Origin of the sequence: Staphylococcus sp. EG-SA-10 (assembly GCF_017151945.1) — a bacterium.
Taxonomy (GTDB): Bacteria; Bacillota; Bacilli; order Staphylococcales; family Staphylococcaceae; genus Staphylococcus; species Staphylococcus aureus.
Genome location: NZ_JACVZJ010000003.1, coordinates 123,915 through 139,940, shown reverse-complemented (window position 1 = coordinate 139,940; position 16,026 = coordinate 123,915). Strand labels below are relative to the sequence as shown.

Here is a 16,026-nt window from a genome sequence, read left to right as displayed (position 1 = left end):
TCCAATTAGTTTCATCAAGTATAAATGTTATTGCTTATTTTTGTATTCTTGGCGTATTTTTTGTTCTTCTGCATAGCGCTCTGGATTTTTCTTATAAAAATCTTGGTGATAGTCTTCGGCTTTGTAAAATTGTGACGCGGGTAATATTTTTGTTGCAATTGCCTTATCAGCATTAATCGTATTTTTAAGCTGCTCGATATAAGTCTCAGCGAGTTCTTTTTGATGATCATTAGTGTAGAAAATAGCTGTTTGATATTGAGGACCACGGTCTTGATATTGACCACCTGTATCTAATGGGTCAATGACTGAGAAAAATATTTCTAATAACTTATTGTATGAGAATAATGCAACATCATATTGAATTTCAACAGTTTCTAAATGACCACTCGTACCTGATTTTACTTGTTCGTAAGTAGGATTTTCAATATGTCCGCCCATATATCCAGAAGTTACTTTTTCTATGCCGTCAAAGGTGTCAAATGGTTTCGTCATACACCAAAAACAACCTCCGGCAAAATAAGCTGTATTAATATTCATTTTTGACATCCTTTCATTAGACCTTAGTACGATTTATTAAGAAATCACTTGCTTTTTGAATTGTTTTTATATAACGTTAATATGTGATTATTATAGTACACAAAAATCTATTTTTGAAGATATAAGGTAGGTAAATATGGATAAAGAAACTAATGACAACGAATATAGACGTCAAAGTGAACATCGCACTTCGGCGCCTAAGCGAAAAAAGAAGAAGAAAATTAGGAAATTACCTATCATTCTTCTGATTGTTGTAATTTTACTTATCGCATTAGTTGTATATATTGTACATAGTTACAATAGCGGTGTAGAATATGCCAAGAAACATGCGAAAGATGTTAAAGTACATCAATTTAATGGACCAGTAAAAAATGATGGTAAAATTTCTATTCTTGTACTCGGTGCAGATAAAGCACAAGGTGGACAATCAAGAACAGATTCTATCATGGTTGTTCAATATGACTTTATCAATAAAAAGATGAAAATGATGTCTGTCATGCGTGATATTTATGCAGATATTCCAGGATATGGAAAACACAAAATTAATTCAGCATACGCTTTAGGTGGTCCAGAGCTACTTAGAAAAACACTTGATAAAAATTTAGGAATTAATCCTGAATATTATGCAGTAGTTGATTTTACTGGATTTGAGAAAATGATTGATGAATTAATGCCAGAAGGTGTACCAATTAATGTCGAAAAAGATATGTCGAAAAATATTGGTGTATCTTTGAAAAAGGGTAACCATAGGTTGAATGGTAAAGAATTACTTGGTTATGCAAGATTCCGTCACGACCCTGAAGGTGACTTCGGACGCGTGCGACGTCAGCAACAAGTGATGCAAACATTGAAAAAAGAAATGGTTAATTTTAGAACAGTTGTTAAATTACCAAAAGTTGCAGGTATTTTAAGAGGCTATGTGAATACAAACATTCCTGATTCAGGGATTTTCCAAACAGGTTTGAGTTTTGGTATCCGAGGTGAAAAAGATGTTAAGTCATTGACTGTGCCAATCAAGAACTCATACGAAGATGTCAATACAAATACTGATGGTAGTGCATTACAGATTAATAAAAACACAAATAAACAAGCTATTAAAGACTTTTTAGATGAAAATTAAAAATAAACAAGGCGATTTCTATCATACTCAGATAGAAGTCGCCTTGTTCGTTTTCAAAGAATTAATTGGCATGCATCTTATGAAGAATTATTGATCTGACTTTCTTACGCCAGCCACACCATAATGGTTTGGTTTCATTTCTTCTATAACAACGTGAATTGCTTGTCTATTTGCCCCCGTTGTTTTTTCTACGGCGTCAGTTACTTCGCTAACTAAATTTTTTAATTGTTCATCCGAACGACCTTCTAATAATTTTACATTGACGATTGGCATCATCCAAACCTCCTAATCATTATTAATTTGAGTATATCATGTAATACTTAAAAATTCATTTGCAAAATAACAGAACATTTGTTCTAAAATAGTTGAAATAGAACATGTGTTCGTATATAATAAGATTCAAGTAAGGGAGGAATAACAGTGTATAATTATCATTTATTAGAAGATAGGGATGTTCTATGTATTGACCAAAAAAGTTTTTTTGCGAGTGTTTCTTGTATTGAAAAGGGGCTAGATCCATTAGAAACAAAGTTAGCTGTTGTTGCAGATACTAAGCGTCAGGGTTCTGTAATATTGGCTGCGACACCTAAATTAAAAGAATTAGGCATCAAGACAGGGTCGCGATTGTTTGAAATACCACATAGAAATGATATTTACATTATCAATCCAAGTATGCGTAAATATCTTAATGTTTCAGTTGCTATTTCTAAGATTGCATTGCGTTATATTCCACCTGAAGATTTACACCAATATAGTATTGACGAATTTTTTATGGATGTTACTGATAGCTATCATAGATTTAGTTCTACAGTACATGCATTTTGCGAAAGACTTAAACGTGAAATTTATGAAGAAACAGGCATTTATTGTACTGTGGGCATTGGTTCTAATATGTTATTAAGTAAAATTGCTATGGATGTTGAAGCGAAGCATAGTCAAAATGGTATAGCTGAATGGCGATATCAAGATGTACCAACGAAATTATGGCCAATTCAGCCCTTGAGAGATTTTTGGGGTATTAATCGTCGAACAGAAGCCAAATTGAATAAAAAAGGGATTTTTACTATAGGAGATTTAGCAAAATATCCATATAAATTTTTAAAAAAAGAGTTCGGTATTTTAGGTGTTGATATGCATCTACATGCGAATGGGATAGATCAGAGTAAAGTACGTGAAAAGCATAAGATTAGCAATCCATCGATATGCAAAAGTCAAATATTAATGAGAGATTATCATTTTGATGAAGCAAAAGTAGTAATGCAAGAGTTAATTGAAGATGTTGCTAGCAGAGTTCGAGCAAGAAAAAAAGTGGCAAGAACGATACATTTTGCCTTTGGCTATAGTGATGAAGGCGGTGTACATAAGCAATATACTTTGAAAGATCCAACAAACTTAGAAAAAGATATTTATAAAGTAGTAATGCATTTCGCAGATAAATTATGTAATAAACAAGCACTATATCGTACGCTAAGTATATCTTTGAGTCAATTTATTAATGAGGATGAGCGACAGTTAAGTCTGTTTGAAGATGAATACCAACGCAAACGTGACGAATGTCTAGCTAAAACGATAGACCAATTACATTTGAAATACGGCAAAGGTATTGTGTCCAAAGCAGTATCGTTTACAGAAGCAGGTACAAAACACGGCAGATTAGGTTTAATGGCTGGACATAAAATGTAATGACTATACGGTTTAAGTAATATATAACTGTGATTCGTATAAAATAAGTCTCTAAAGATAAATATTTCATATATCACAATAGATTTTCACAATAATATCTAAGAATACATGGAATTTATCAAAAGAGACTTAATAATTATTGGATATAACAATCAAAATCACTCAATGCTTGCATACCGCGTTCTCGGTCAGTAGGATTTTTGAAACTAATTTTTAAAGCACCGTATATATCTTCGCGTACTTCTAAGATTCTTAAGTTGCTTATAGATATATTATGTAAACTCAGGATATAAGTCACTTTGCTTATCATACCTGATTCATCCGGAATATCTACATATAGATCATACGCAGTATTTAGTCCGCCTAGTTGTTTAGCGGGCAGTGCGTCACGATATGATTTAGCTTCGGCAAAAAATGATAACAATTTTTCAGAATCATTGCTTTCAATTAGTCTTTCTAAATCTTGAAACTGACTTTTTAGCTGTCGAATCATTTCTAAAATATACGTTTTATTACTCAAGGTGATATCTTTCCACATTTGTGCATTACTACTAGCTATACGAGTGATATCACGAAAACCACCAGCTGCAAGTTTATTGACTAAATGATGTTCTTGACCGTTCTTTTGACTAACATGAACTAAACTAGATGCAACGATATGAGGTAAATGACTTACGACGCTTGTTACGTAGTCGTGTTCTTCAGCAGTAGTTACAATAAATTTAGCAAGAGTAGGTGATAACAGTTCTTTTAACGTGTTTGCTGCTTGCTCATTTCTTGGCTCATTGTAGACTAAAATATAATAAGCGTTTTCGAATAAGTGCTTTTTAGCATTTAGTACACCAGATTTATGACTACCAGCCATTGGATGACCACTAACTAAATGAATATTATGTTTTAATAAATTGCATTCGTGTTGCTGTATCATTGCTTTAGTACTACCAGTATCAGAAACAATAACACCAGGTTTAGTTGGCATATCTATAAGCTCGCTAAGATATTTATTTGTGATAGCAACAGGTGTTGCATAAATAATTACATCGGCTTTTTTAATAGCTTCACTATAATTTAAATATTTTTCATTAATAATACCGATTGATTTAGCTTTATCTAACTGAGAAGTATCTGCATCGTATGCAATAATATTAGTATTAGGGTTATGGTATTTTATATTGCTAGCAAGACTTCCACCAATTAATCCAAGCCCAACAAATAAAACTGTTGTCATATAAATCACCTTATTTCGAAATTTTCAGAATAATAATATTGTAAATGAGCTGTTGACACAGTGCAATAGTAAATAAAAATCGATAATAGCATTAATAGATAAACGGATATAAATCATCTACAATAAAGAGTATAGTAACACAATGGCAACGGAGGGGTAAATCAATGGAACCAATATTAGAAATGATTAACACATTAACAGGTATTAATAGTCCTTCAGGAGACACAGAAGAAGCAATTCAATTTGTCGAAAAATATGCAAAAGACTTAGGTTATCAAACAACACTAACAAATAAAGGTGCGTTATTAATAACAGTGCCAGGCAAAAATGATGAAGTACAACGCTGTATTACTGCTCATGTTGATACTTTAGGTGCAATGGTTAAAGAAATTAAAGAAGATGGTCGCTTAGCAATAGAATTAATTGGAGGATTCACGTATAACGCGATTGAGGGTGAATATTGCCAAATTAAAACTGATGCTGGTCAAATATATACAGGAACCATTTGTCTGCATGAAACAAGTGTTCATGTATATAGAAATAATCATGAAATACCTAGAGACCAAAAGCATATGGAAATAAGAATTGATGAAGTAACTACATCAGAAGAAGATACAAAGAGTTTAGGTATTTCAGTAGGTGATTTTGTTAGCTTTGATCCACGTACAGTTATCACGTCATCAGGTTTTATTAAATCTCGTCATTTAGATGATAAAGCTAGCGTAGCGATGATACTACAATTACTAAAGAAATTAAAAGAAGAGCAAATAATATTACCACATACAACACAATTTTATATTTCTAATAACGAAGAAATAGGTTACGGTGCAAATGCATCAATTGATTCGAAAATCAAAGAATATATTGCATTAGATATGGGCGCGTTGGGAGACGGTCAAGCATCCGATGAATATACAGTTTCTATTTGTGCCAAAGATGCTTCAGGTCCATATCATAAGCAATTGAAATCACACCTAGTTAATCTTTGCAAAATAAATAATATTCCATATAAAGTAGACATATATCCATATTATGGTTCAGATGCTTCAGCAGCTTTACATGCTGGTGCGGATATCAGACATGGTTTATTTGGCGCTGGCATTGAATCATCTCATGCAATGGAACGAACACATATTGATTCTATTAAAGCGACAGAGAAATTACTATATGCATATTGCTTATCACCAATTGAGTAAACAATTAGTGTTGACAAATGTGAACGACCTATGTAATATAATGAACTATAAAAATAATTAGAATTTTCTAAAGAAATAGTAGCAGATATGAAACGTAGCAAATAGAAAGCTAATGGGTGATGGGAATTAGCACGCCATATCTTGTGAATTGGACTTTGGAAAACAATTGAATGAGTTTTGAAAGTGAACATGAATTATGTTAACTAAGGTGGCACCACGGTAACGCGTCCTTACAGGTATATGCGTTATGTGGTGTCTTTTTATTTAGACAAAATGTAGTAGTTAGTTAAAGGTAGCAACAGAAAGTTAGTGGGTGATGTGAACTAACACCGAGATTAATGAAATTGGGTTTTGTCTGCAACAGAAAAATTATATATAGTAAAGAGTGAACTATGAATATTTCGAATATTCGGTTAATTTAGGTGGTACCACGCGTCAGCGTCCTTTATATTGATAAGGATGCTGACGTTTTTTTAGAAAGGAGCGTAAAGAATGGATGTATTCTATAAAAAAATAAAAGCAAATGTAACACCTGAAGTTTTAGCACAACTTCATTCCAAGAAGATCATTTTGGAAAGTACAAATCAACAACAAACTAAGGGTCGCTATTCTATAGTGATATTTGATATCTACGGTACTTTAACTTTAGATAATAATGTATTATCAGTAAGCACTTTAAAAGAGTCGTATCAAATCACTGAAAGACCGTATCATTATTTAACGACTAAAATAAATGAAGACTATCATAATATTCAAGATGAGCAACTTAAGTCATTACCGTTTATATCTGGATATGTTGGGACGTGTAGCTTTGATTTAGTAAGACATGAATTTCCTAAATTGCAATCAATACAATTAGAAGATCACAAGCAGCACGATGTACGGTTATATATGGTTGAACAAGTTTATGTATTTGACCATTACAAAGATGAGTTATATATCATCGCGACAAATCAATTTTCAAATTCAACAAAATCAGATCTTGAGAATCGAGTTAATAAGTCAATCGAAGACTTAACTAAAATCCAACCATTCATGCCTACACAAGATTTTGATTTTAAAACTAAAGAAATTCAATCAAACATTTCTGAAGAAAGATTTATCGAAATGATACAGTATTTCAAAGAGAAAATAGCAGAAGGGGATATGTTCCAAGTTGTGCCATCAAGAATTTACAAATATGCGCATCATGCTAATCAGCATTTAAATCAACTTTCGTTTCAACTGTATCAAAATTTAAAACGACAAAACCCAAGTCCATATATGTATTATCTTAATATCGATAAACCCTATATTGTCGGTAGTTCTCCCGAAAGTTTCGTAAGTGTCAAAGATCAAATTGTAACAACTAATCCTATTGCAGGTACGATTCAACGTGGTGAGACGACACAAATAGATAATGAGAATATGAAACAACTACTTAACGATCCTAAAGAATGTAGTGAACATCGTATGCTTGTTGATTTAGGGCGTAATGATATTCATAGAGTAAGTAAAATCGGCACCTCAAAAATTACTAAATTAATGGTTATTGAAAAATATGAACATGTTATGCATATCGTAAGTGAAGTCACAGGTGAAATAAATCAAAATTTATCGCCAATGACAGTTATTGCGAATTTATTACCAACAGGTACCGTTTCAGGTGCACCAAAATTACGTGCAATCGAAAGAATTTACGAACAATATCCACATAAACGTGGCGTTTATAGTGGTGGTGTTGGATACATAAATTGTAATCATAACTTAGATTTTGCATTAGCAATTCGAACGATGATGATAGATGAGCAGTATATCAACGTAGAAGCTGGTTGTGGCGTTGTATATGATTCTATTCCTGAAAAAGAACTGAATGAAACGAAATTGAAAGCTAAAAGCTTATTGGAGGTGAGCCCATGATTTTAGTTGTAGATAATTATGATTCCTTTACGTATAACCTAGTGGATATTGTTGCTCAACATACTGACGTCATTGTTCAATACCCTGATGATGATAATGTGCTGAATCAATCGGTGGACGCTGTTATTATATCTCCTGGTCCTGGGCATCCATTAGACGACCAACAGTTAATGAAAATTATCTCATCCTATCAAGATAAACCCATTTTAGGTATTTGCCTAGGTGCTCAAGCACTGACTTGTTATTACGGTGGAGAAGTCATTAAAGGCGACAAGGTTATGCACGGCAAAGTTGATACTATAAGTATCACTTCAAATACTCACAAAGTGTTATATCAAGATGTACCAGAACAGTTTTCAATTATGAGATATCATTCATTAATAAGTAACCCTGACAATTTTCCAGAAGCGTTGAAAATTACTGGACGTACCGAAGACTGTATACAATCATTCGAGCATAAAGAAAGACCGCATTATGGTATTCAGTACCATCCTGAATCATTTGCTACAGACTATGGTGTCAAAATAATTACTAATTTTATTAATTACGTGAAGAAAGGATGAAAACCATGACATTACTAACAAGAATAAAAACTGAAACTATATTACTTGAAAGCGACATTAAAGAGCTAATCGATATACTTATTTCTCCTAGTATTGGAACTGATATTAAATATGAATTACTTAGTTCCTATTCGGAGCGAGAAATCCAACAACAAGAATTAACATATATTGTACGTAGCTTAATTAATACAATGTATCCACATCAACCATGTTATGAAGGGGCTATGTGTGTGTGCGGCACAGGTGGTGACAAGTCAAATAGTTTCAACATTTCAACAACTGTAGCTTTTGTTGTAGCAAGTGCTGGTGTTAAAGTCATTAAACATGGTAATAAAAGTATTACCTCAAATTCAGGTAGTACGGATTTGTTAAATCAAATGAACATACAAACAACAACTGTTGATGATACACCTAACCAATTAAATGAAAAAGACCTTGTATTCATTGGTGCAACTGAATCATATCCAATCATGAAGTATATGCAACCAGTTAGAAAAATGATTGGAAAGCCTACAATATTAAACCTTGTGGGTCCATTAATTAATCCATATCACTTAACGTATCAAATGGTAGGCGTCTTTGATCCTACAAAGTTAAAGTTAGTTGCTAAAACGATTAAAGATTTAGGCAGAAAACGTGCAATCGTTTTACATGGTGCAAATGGTATGGATGAAGCAACACTATCTGGTGATAATTTGATATATGAATTGACTGAAGATGGAGAAATCAAAAATTACACATTAAATGCGACTGATTATGGTTTGAAACATGCGCCGAATAGCGATTTTAAAGGTGGTTCACCTGAAGAAAATTTAACAATCTCCCTTAATATCTTGAATGGTAAAGATCAGTCAAGTCGACGTGATGTGGTTGTCTTAAATGCAGGTTTAAGCCTTTATGTTGCAGAGAAAGTGGATACCATCGCAGAAGGCATAGAACTCGCAAGTACTTTGATAGATAATGGTGAAGCTTTGAAAAAATACCATCAAATGAGAGGTGAATAATATGACGATTTTAGCAGAAATTGTTGAATATAAACAGTCACTTTTACAAAATGGCTATTATCAAGACAAACTTAATACCTTAAAAAGTGTGAAGATTCAGAATAAAAAATCTTTTATAAACGCAATTGAGAAAGAACCAAAGCTAGCAATTATTGCAGAAATTAAATCGAAGAGTCCTACAGTTAATGACTTACCTGAACGAGATTTATCGCAACAAATCTCAGATTATGAAAAGTACGGTGCAAATGCCGTGTCCATTTTAACTGATGAAAAGTACTTTGGAGGGAGCTTTGAAAGATTACAAGCATTGACAACAAAAACAACATTACCCGTATTATGCAAAGATTTTATTATAGATCCGCTTCAAATTGATGTTGCTAAACAAGCTGGTGCATCTATGATTTTATTGATCGTTAACATCTTATCGGATAAACAATTGAAAGATTTATATAACTACGCTATATCGCAAAATTTAGAAGTGTTAGTTGAAGTACATGATCGCCATGAATTAGAACGTGCCTATAAGGTTAATGCTAAATTGATTGGTGTAAATAACAGGGACTTAAAACGATTTGTCACAAATGTGGAACATACAAATACTATTTTAGAAAATAAAAAACCAAATCATTATTATATTTCTGAAAGTGGTATTCACGATGCATCTGATGTAAGAAAAATCTTGCATAGTGGTATCGATGGCTTACTAATAGGTGAGGCGCTTATGCGTTGTGACAATCTATCTGAATTTTTACCACAACTAAAAATGCAAAAGGTGAAGTCATGATGAAATTGAAATTTTGTGGCTTTACATCAATTAAGGATGTTACAGCGGCCAGTCAATTACCTGTTGATGCGATAGGTTTCATTCATTATGAAAAAAGCAAAAGGCATCAAACAATTACCCAAATAAAAAAGTTAGCGTCTGCTGTTCCAAATCATATTGACAAAGTATGTGTCGTGGTAAATCCTGATTTAACAACTATTGAACACGTATTAAGCAATACGCCAATTAACACAATACAGTTACACGGCAGAGAATCTATTGATTTTATACAGGAAATAAAAAAGAAGTATTCAAGCATTAAAATTACTAAAGCATTAGCTGCAGATGAAAACATAATCCAAAACATAAATAAATATAAAGGGTTCGTAGATTTATTTATTATCGACACACCCTCAGTGTCGTATGGTGGTACCGGTCAAACATATGACTGGACTATTTTGAAGCACATAAAAGATATACCTTACTTGATAGCAGGAGGCATTAACTCTGAAAATATTCAAACAGTTAATCAACTTAAATTATCACATCAAGGTTATGATCTTGCATCAGGTATAGAAGTAAATGGGCGAAAAGATATAGAAAAAATGACTGCAATTGTAAATATTGTGAAAGGAGATAGAGAAAATGAATAAACAAATACAAACAGAAGCAGATGAATTAGGTTTCTTTGGTGAATATGGAGGGCAATATGTTCCAGAAACATTAATGCCAGCAATTATTGAGTTGAAAAAAGCTTATAAAGAGGCAAAAGCAGACCCAGAGTTTCAAAGAGAACTGGAATACTATTTATCAGAGTATGTAGGACGCGCGACGCCACTTACATATGCTGCATCATATACTGAAAGCCTAGGTGGCGCTAAAATATATTTGAAACGAGAGGATCTAAATCATACAGGCGCCCATAAAATTAATAATGCGTTAGGTCAAGCGTTGCTTGCTAAAAGAATGGGCAAGAAGAAGCTTGTTGCTGAAACAGGTGCGGGTCAACATGGTGTAGCTAGTGCTACGGTTGCTGCATTATTTGATATGGAACTTGTTGTCTTTATGGGAAGTGAAGATATTAAAAGACAACAACTTAATGTATTTAGAATGGAATTACTTGGTGCAAAGGTTGTGGCAGTTGAAGATGGTCAAGGGACTTTATCGGATGCAGTTAATAAAGCATTGCAATATTGGGTAAGTCATGTAGATGACACACATTATTTATTAGGTTCTGCATTAGGTCCAGACCCATTCCCAACGATTGTTAGAGATTTTCAGAGTGTGATTGGTAAAGAAATAAAATCACAGATATTGAAGAAAGAAGGTCGACTTCCGGATGCAATTGTAGCATGTATCGGTGGTGGCTCAAATGCAATCGGTACATTTTATCCATTTATTAAAGATGATGTTGCGTTATACGGTGTTGAAGCCGCAGGTCAAGGCGAGGATACTGATAAACATGCACTTGCAATTGGCAAAGGATCACCTGGCGTATTACATGGTACTAAAATGTATTTAATTCAAGATGATGGTGGGCAAGTGCAACTAGCACATTCTATTTCAGCAGGACTTGATTATCCTGGTATTGGACCAGAACATTCTTATTACCACGACATTGGTAGAGTAACTTTTGAAAATGCAAGTGATACACAAGCAATGAATGCTTTAATCAACTTTACAAAACATGAAGGTATTATACCTGCAATTGAAAGTGCACATGCACTGAGTTATGTTGAAAGACTAGCGCCTACGATGTCGAAAGAAGATATTATTGTAGTAACTATTTCTGGACGTGGCGATAAAGATATGGAAACAATTAGACAATATATGGCAGAGCGAGGTCTTGCAAATGACTAAATTATTTATACCTTATATTATGGGCAATAAAGATTTGATTGAAAATGCAACATTATTGAGTGAAAATGGTGCAGATATAATTGAAATTGGTATACCTTTCTCTGATCCGGTTGCTGATGGTCCAGTTATCATGGAAGCAGGTCAACAAGCGATTAAACAAGGCATAACGATAGATTATATTTTCGAGCAATTAGAAAAACACGGTAATCAAATTAAGTGTCATTATGTATTAATGACGTATTATAATATTATTTGTCATTATGGAGAACAAGCGTTTTTTGAAAAATGTCGAGATACCGGTGTCTACGGCTTAATTATTCCTGATTTACCATTTGAATTATCGCAGCGTTTAAAACAACAATTTAGTCACTATGGCGTCAAAATTATATCGTTAGTTGCGATGACTACTGATGACAAACGTATAAAAGATATCGTATCCCATGCGGAAGGGTTTATTTATACTGTGACGATGAATGCGACAACAGGACAAAACGGTGCGTTTCACCCAGAATTAAAACGAAAAATTGAGTCAATTAAAGCGATAGCCAATGTGCCAGTTGTCGCAGGATTTGGTATAAGAACACCCCAACATGTTGCAGATATAAAAGAGGTTGCAGATGGTATCGTTATTGGTAGTGAAATAGTAAAACGATTTAAATCTAACACGCGTGAAGAAATCATTAAATATTTACAATCTATCCAGCAAACATTGAATAATTAAGTTTACTTGATTTAAAAAAATTAGTCGAATACTGTTTGAAAAAGTGAAAAACGGTGAATTATAAAATTGAATAGAAATGATTCAAAAGTAATATGAGCAAACCCAAACGTTCATATTACTTTTTTTGAAATTGTATGCAAAAATCTAAATATTACTATAAAAGTATACGCAATTAAAGCGTTTATGTTTTAGTTTTAACATTAACTATTGTATACTTATTTAGATTAGATTTATTATTTTTGACATTTGCAGAGGGGAAATAGAAAAACTGCAAATACGGAAATGAAATTAATTAACGAGAGACAAATAGGAGTAATGATAATGAAGTTTACAAATTTAACAGCTAAAGAGTTTGGTGCCTTTACAGATAGCATGCCATACAGTCATTTCACGCAAACTGTTGGCCACTATGAGTTAAAGCTTGCTGAAGGTTTTGAAACACATTTAGTGGGAATAAAAAACAATAATAACGAGGTCATTGCAGCTTGCTTACTTACTGCTGTACCTGTTATGAAAGTGTTCAAGTATTTTTATTCAAATCGCGGTCCAGTAATTGATTATGAAAATCAAGAACTCGTACACTTTTTCTTTAATGAATTATCAAAATATGTTAAAAAACATCGTTGTCTATACCTACATATCGATCCATATTTACCATATCAATACTTGAATCATGATGGCGAGATTACAGGTAATGCTGGTAATGATTGGTTCTTTGATAAAATGAGTAACTTAGGATTTGAACATACTGGATTCCATAAAGGATTTGATCCTGTGCTACAAATTCGTTATCACTCAGTGTTAGATTTAAAAGATAAAACAGCAGATGACATCATTAAAAATATGGATGGACTTAGAAAAAGAAACACGAAAAAAGTTAAAAAGAATGGTGTTAAAGTAAGATATTTATCTGAAGAAGAACTACCAATTTTTAGATCATTTATGGAAGATACGTCAGAATCAAAAGCTTTTGCTGATCGTGATGACAAGTTTTATTACAATCGCTTAAAATATTACAAAGACCGTGTGTTAGTGCCTTTAGCGTATATCAATTTTGATGAATATATTAAAGAACTAAATGAAGAGCGTGATATTTTAAATAAAGATTTAAATAAAGCATTAAAGGATATTGAAAAACGTCCTGAAAACAAAAAAGCGCATAACAAGCGAGATAACTTACAACAACAACTTGATGCAAATGAGCAAAAGATTGAAGAAGGTAAACGTCTACAAGAAGAACATGGTAATGAATTACCTATCTCTGCTGGTTTCTTCTTTATCAATCCGTTTGAAGTTGTTTATTATGCTGGTGGTACATCAAATGCATTCCGTCATTTTGCCGGAAGTTATGCAGTGCAATGGGAAATGATTAATTATGCATTAAATCATGGCATTGACCGTTATAATTTCTATGGTGTTAGTGGTAAATTTACAGAAGATGCTGAAGATGCTGGTGTAGTTAAATTCAAAAAAGGTTACAATGCTGAAATTATTGAATATGTTGGTGACTTTATTAAACCAATTAATAAACCTGTTTACGCAGCATATACCGCACTTAAAAAAGTTAAAGACAGAATTTTTTAGGAAGGGAATTATCAAAACATGAAATTTACAGAGTTAACTGTTACCGAATTTGACAACTTTGTACAAAATCCATCATTGGAAAGTCATTACTTCCAAGTAAAAGAAAATATAGTTACCCGTGAGAATGATGGCTTTGAAGTAGTTTTATTAGGTATTAAAGACGACAATAACAAAGTAATTGCAGCAAGCCTTTTCTCTAAAATTCCTACTATGGGAAGTTATGTTTACTATTCGAATCGTGGTCCAGTAATGGATTTTTCAGATTTAGGTTTAGTTGATTATTATTTAAAAGAGTTAGATAAATATTTACAGCAACATCAATGTTTATATGTTAAATTAGATCCGTATTGGTTATATCATCTATATGATAAAGATATCGTGCCATTTGAAGGTCGCGAGAAAAATGATGCCTTAGTAAACTTGTTTAAATCGCATGGTTACGAACATCATGGCTTTACAACTGAGTATGATACATCGAGCCAAGTACGATGGATGGGCGTATTAAACCTTGAAGGTAAAACACCTGAAACATTGAAAAAGACATTTGATAGTCAACGTAAACGTAATATTAATAAAGCGATAAACTATGGTGTTAAAGTAAGATTCCTTGAACGTGATGAGTTCAATCTTTTCCTAGATTTATATCGCGAAACTGAAGAGCGTGCTGGATTTGTTTCAAAAACAGATGATTATTTTTATAACTTTATTGACACATATGGAGATAAAGTATTAGTACCATTAGCATATATTGACCTTGATGAATATGTGTTAAAGTTGCAACAGGAATTGAATGACAAAGAAAATCGTCGTGATCAAATGATGGCGAAAGAAAACAAATCAGATAAACAAATGAAGAAAATTGCAGAATTAGATAAGCAAATTGATCATGATCAGCATGAATTATTAAATGCAAGTGAATTGAGCAAAACGGACGGCCCAATTCTAAACCTTGCTTCTGGCGTTTATTTTGCAAATGCATATGAAGTGAATTATTTCTCTGGGGGTTCATCAGAAAAATATAATCAATTTATGGGACCATACATGATGCATTGGTTTATGATTAACTATTGCTTCGATAATGGTTATGATCGTTATAATTTCTATGGTTTATCAGGTGATTTTACGGAAAACAGTGAAGATTATGGCGTATACCGCTTTAAACGTGGATTTAATGTACAAATCGAAGAATTAATAGGGGATTTCTATAAACCAATTCATAAAGTGAAATATTGGTTGTTCACAACATTGGATAAATTACGTAAAAAATTAAAGAAATAGATGTAAATGATGTTAGGGCTTATAGTTATTGATACTATAGGCTCTTTTTTATGCTTTTTAATAAAGCCTCTAATGATATATTAAATGACAAGTTTAACAAGTGATTGCAATAAATATAAATATGCATTGCACAACCTATTTATAAATGATTGAGTTGAGTATACGTTTTAATTCATTCAATATGACTCAAAACAAGTCAATATGTATTATATTTTTGGTGAATAAATCTTAGCATAACAATTTATGTCTGATTATATATGTGTGTGTGTGCAAGTGCGTGATATCAAATGTCATATTTGTCTCATTGTAATTTATCAAATGCATGAGCAATGATTGCTGTAACAAATTCTATCAAAGTAATCAGTTTTTATATTAGAAATAAAAATGATGATAGATATATGATCGATACAAAGATTTAATATGCACCAAAACGTGATGAGTATTGGTTTAATGAAACATAACATGAATGTAAATTTAGCTTACTGACATAAACACTATACAAACATACAGTTATATAAGTCCCCTTATGGAATTTCATATTCTAGTTTACATAATATATATTATAGGAAGTTATATGTCTGTAACGCAAA

15 protein-coding genes are annotated in these 16,026 nt (G+C 32.6%); 12 read left to right on the top strand and 3 right to left on the bottom strand.

Going from position 1 to position 16,026, the window contains the following annotated elements:
- Positions 1-27 precede the first annotated feature (27 nt).
- Positions 28-537 (bottom strand): peptide-methionine (S)-S-oxide reductase MsrA, encoded by a 510-nt coding sequence (gene msrA / locus IDG45_RS04185; RefSeq protein ID WP_001024830.1) that lies wholly within the window; start codon positions 535-537, stop codon positions 28-30.
- Between the two features lie 136 nt (positions 538-673).
- Between msrA and IDG45_RS04180 the strand changes: the two genes are divergently transcribed.
- Positions 674-1,657, top strand: coding sequence for an LCP family protein (locus IDG45_RS04180; RefSeq protein ID WP_000356976.1), 984 nt, complete (start codon positions 674-676; stop codon positions 1,655-1,657).
- Between the two features lie 87 nt (positions 1,658-1,744).
- Here the strand turns inward: IDG45_RS04180 and thmT are convergent, their stop codons facing one another.
- Positions 1,745-1,930, bottom strand: a complete 186-nt coding sequence (gene thmT / locus IDG45_RS04175; RefSeq protein WP_001123276.1) for a 2-hydroxymuconate tautomerase — start codon at positions 1,928-1,930, stop codon at positions 1,745-1,747.
- A 147-nt stretch (positions 1,931-2,077) separates the two neighbouring features.
- Between thmT and IDG45_RS04170 the strand changes: the two genes are divergently transcribed.
- Entirely contained in the window at positions 2,078-3,340 is a 1,263-nt protein-coding gene (locus tag IDG45_RS04170) for a Y-family DNA polymerase (RefSeq protein ID WP_031927636.1), read from the top strand.
- A gap of 136 nt (positions 3,341-3,476) precedes the next feature.
- On the opposite strand, the gene IDG45_RS04165 is transcribed toward IDG45_RS04170, so the two are convergent.
- Positions 3,477-4,568, bottom strand: coding sequence for a prephenate dehydrogenase (locus IDG45_RS04165; RefSeq protein WP_000214293.1), 1,092 nt, complete (start codon positions 4,566-4,568; stop codon positions 3,477-3,479).
- Positions 4,569-4,732: 164 nt separating this feature from the next.
- Between IDG45_RS04165 and IDG45_RS04160 the strand changes: the two genes are divergently transcribed.
- From IDG45_RS04160 to femB, 10 genes are all read left to right on the top strand, one after another.
- Positions 4,733-5,764, top strand: a complete 1,032-nt coding sequence (locus tag IDG45_RS04160) for a M42 family metallopeptidase (RefSeq protein ID WP_000433368.1) — start codon at positions 4,733-4,735, stop codon at positions 5,762-5,764.
- Positions 5,765-6,256: 492 nt separating this feature from the next.
- Complete coding sequence (locus IDG45_RS04155; RefSeq protein WP_031927637.1) at positions 6,257-7,663, top strand: anthranilate synthase component I; 1,407 nt, start codon at positions 6,257-6,259, stop codon at positions 7,661-7,663.
- On the top strand, positions 7,660-8,226 hold the full coding sequence (locus IDG45_RS04150) for an anthranilate synthase component II (RefSeq protein ID WP_000604807.1): 567 nt from the start codon (positions 7,660-7,662) through the stop codon (positions 8,224-8,226). Before IDG45_RS04155 ends, IDG45_RS04150 begins: the two co-directional genes overlap by 4 nt.
- Before the next feature lie 5 nt (positions 8,227-8,231).
- Positions 8,232-9,230 (top strand): anthranilate phosphoribosyltransferase, encoded by a 999-nt coding sequence (gene trpD / locus IDG45_RS04145; protein ID WP_000173840.1) that lies wholly within the window; start codon positions 8,232-8,234, stop codon positions 9,228-9,230.
- Between the two features lies 1 nt (position 9,231).
- Positions 9,232-10,014 (top strand): indole-3-glycerol phosphate synthase TrpC, encoded by a 783-nt coding sequence (gene trpC, locus IDG45_RS04140; RefSeq protein WP_000153609.1) that lies wholly within the window; start codon positions 9,232-9,234, stop codon positions 10,012-10,014.
- The gene (locus IDG45_RS04135) at positions 10,014-10,646 is read left to right on the top strand and encodes a phosphoribosylanthranilate isomerase (protein WP_000768197.1); all 633 of its coding nucleotides are present in this window, start codon (positions 10,014-10,016) and stop codon (positions 10,644-10,646) included. Before trpC ends, IDG45_RS04135 begins: the two co-directional genes overlap by 1 nt.
- Entirely contained in the window at positions 10,639-11,853 is a 1,215-nt protein-coding gene (trpB, locus tag IDG45_RS04130; protein ID WP_001041340.1) for a tryptophan synthase subunit beta, read from the top strand. The genes IDG45_RS04135 and trpB overlap by 8 nt, the downstream gene beginning before the upstream one ends.
- Complete coding sequence (gene trpA, locus IDG45_RS04125; RefSeq protein WP_000163614.1) at positions 11,846-12,574, top strand: tryptophan synthase subunit alpha; 729 nt, start codon at positions 11,846-11,848, stop codon at positions 12,572-12,574. The genes trpB and trpA overlap by 8 nt, the downstream gene beginning before the upstream one ends.
- 321 nt (positions 12,575-12,895) lie before the next feature.
- Positions 12,896-14,158, top strand: coding sequence for a glycine glycyltransferase FemA (gene femA, locus IDG45_RS04120; RefSeq protein ID WP_000673305.1), 1,263 nt, complete (start codon positions 12,896-12,898; stop codon positions 14,156-14,158).
- An 18-nt stretch (positions 14,159-14,176) separates the two neighbouring features.
- Positions 14,177-15,436 (top strand): glycine glycyltransferase FemB, encoded by a 1,260-nt coding sequence (gene femB, locus IDG45_RS04115; protein ID WP_000673098.1) that lies wholly within the window; start codon positions 14,177-14,179, stop codon positions 15,434-15,436.
- Positions 15,437-16,026 lie beyond the last annotated feature (590 nt).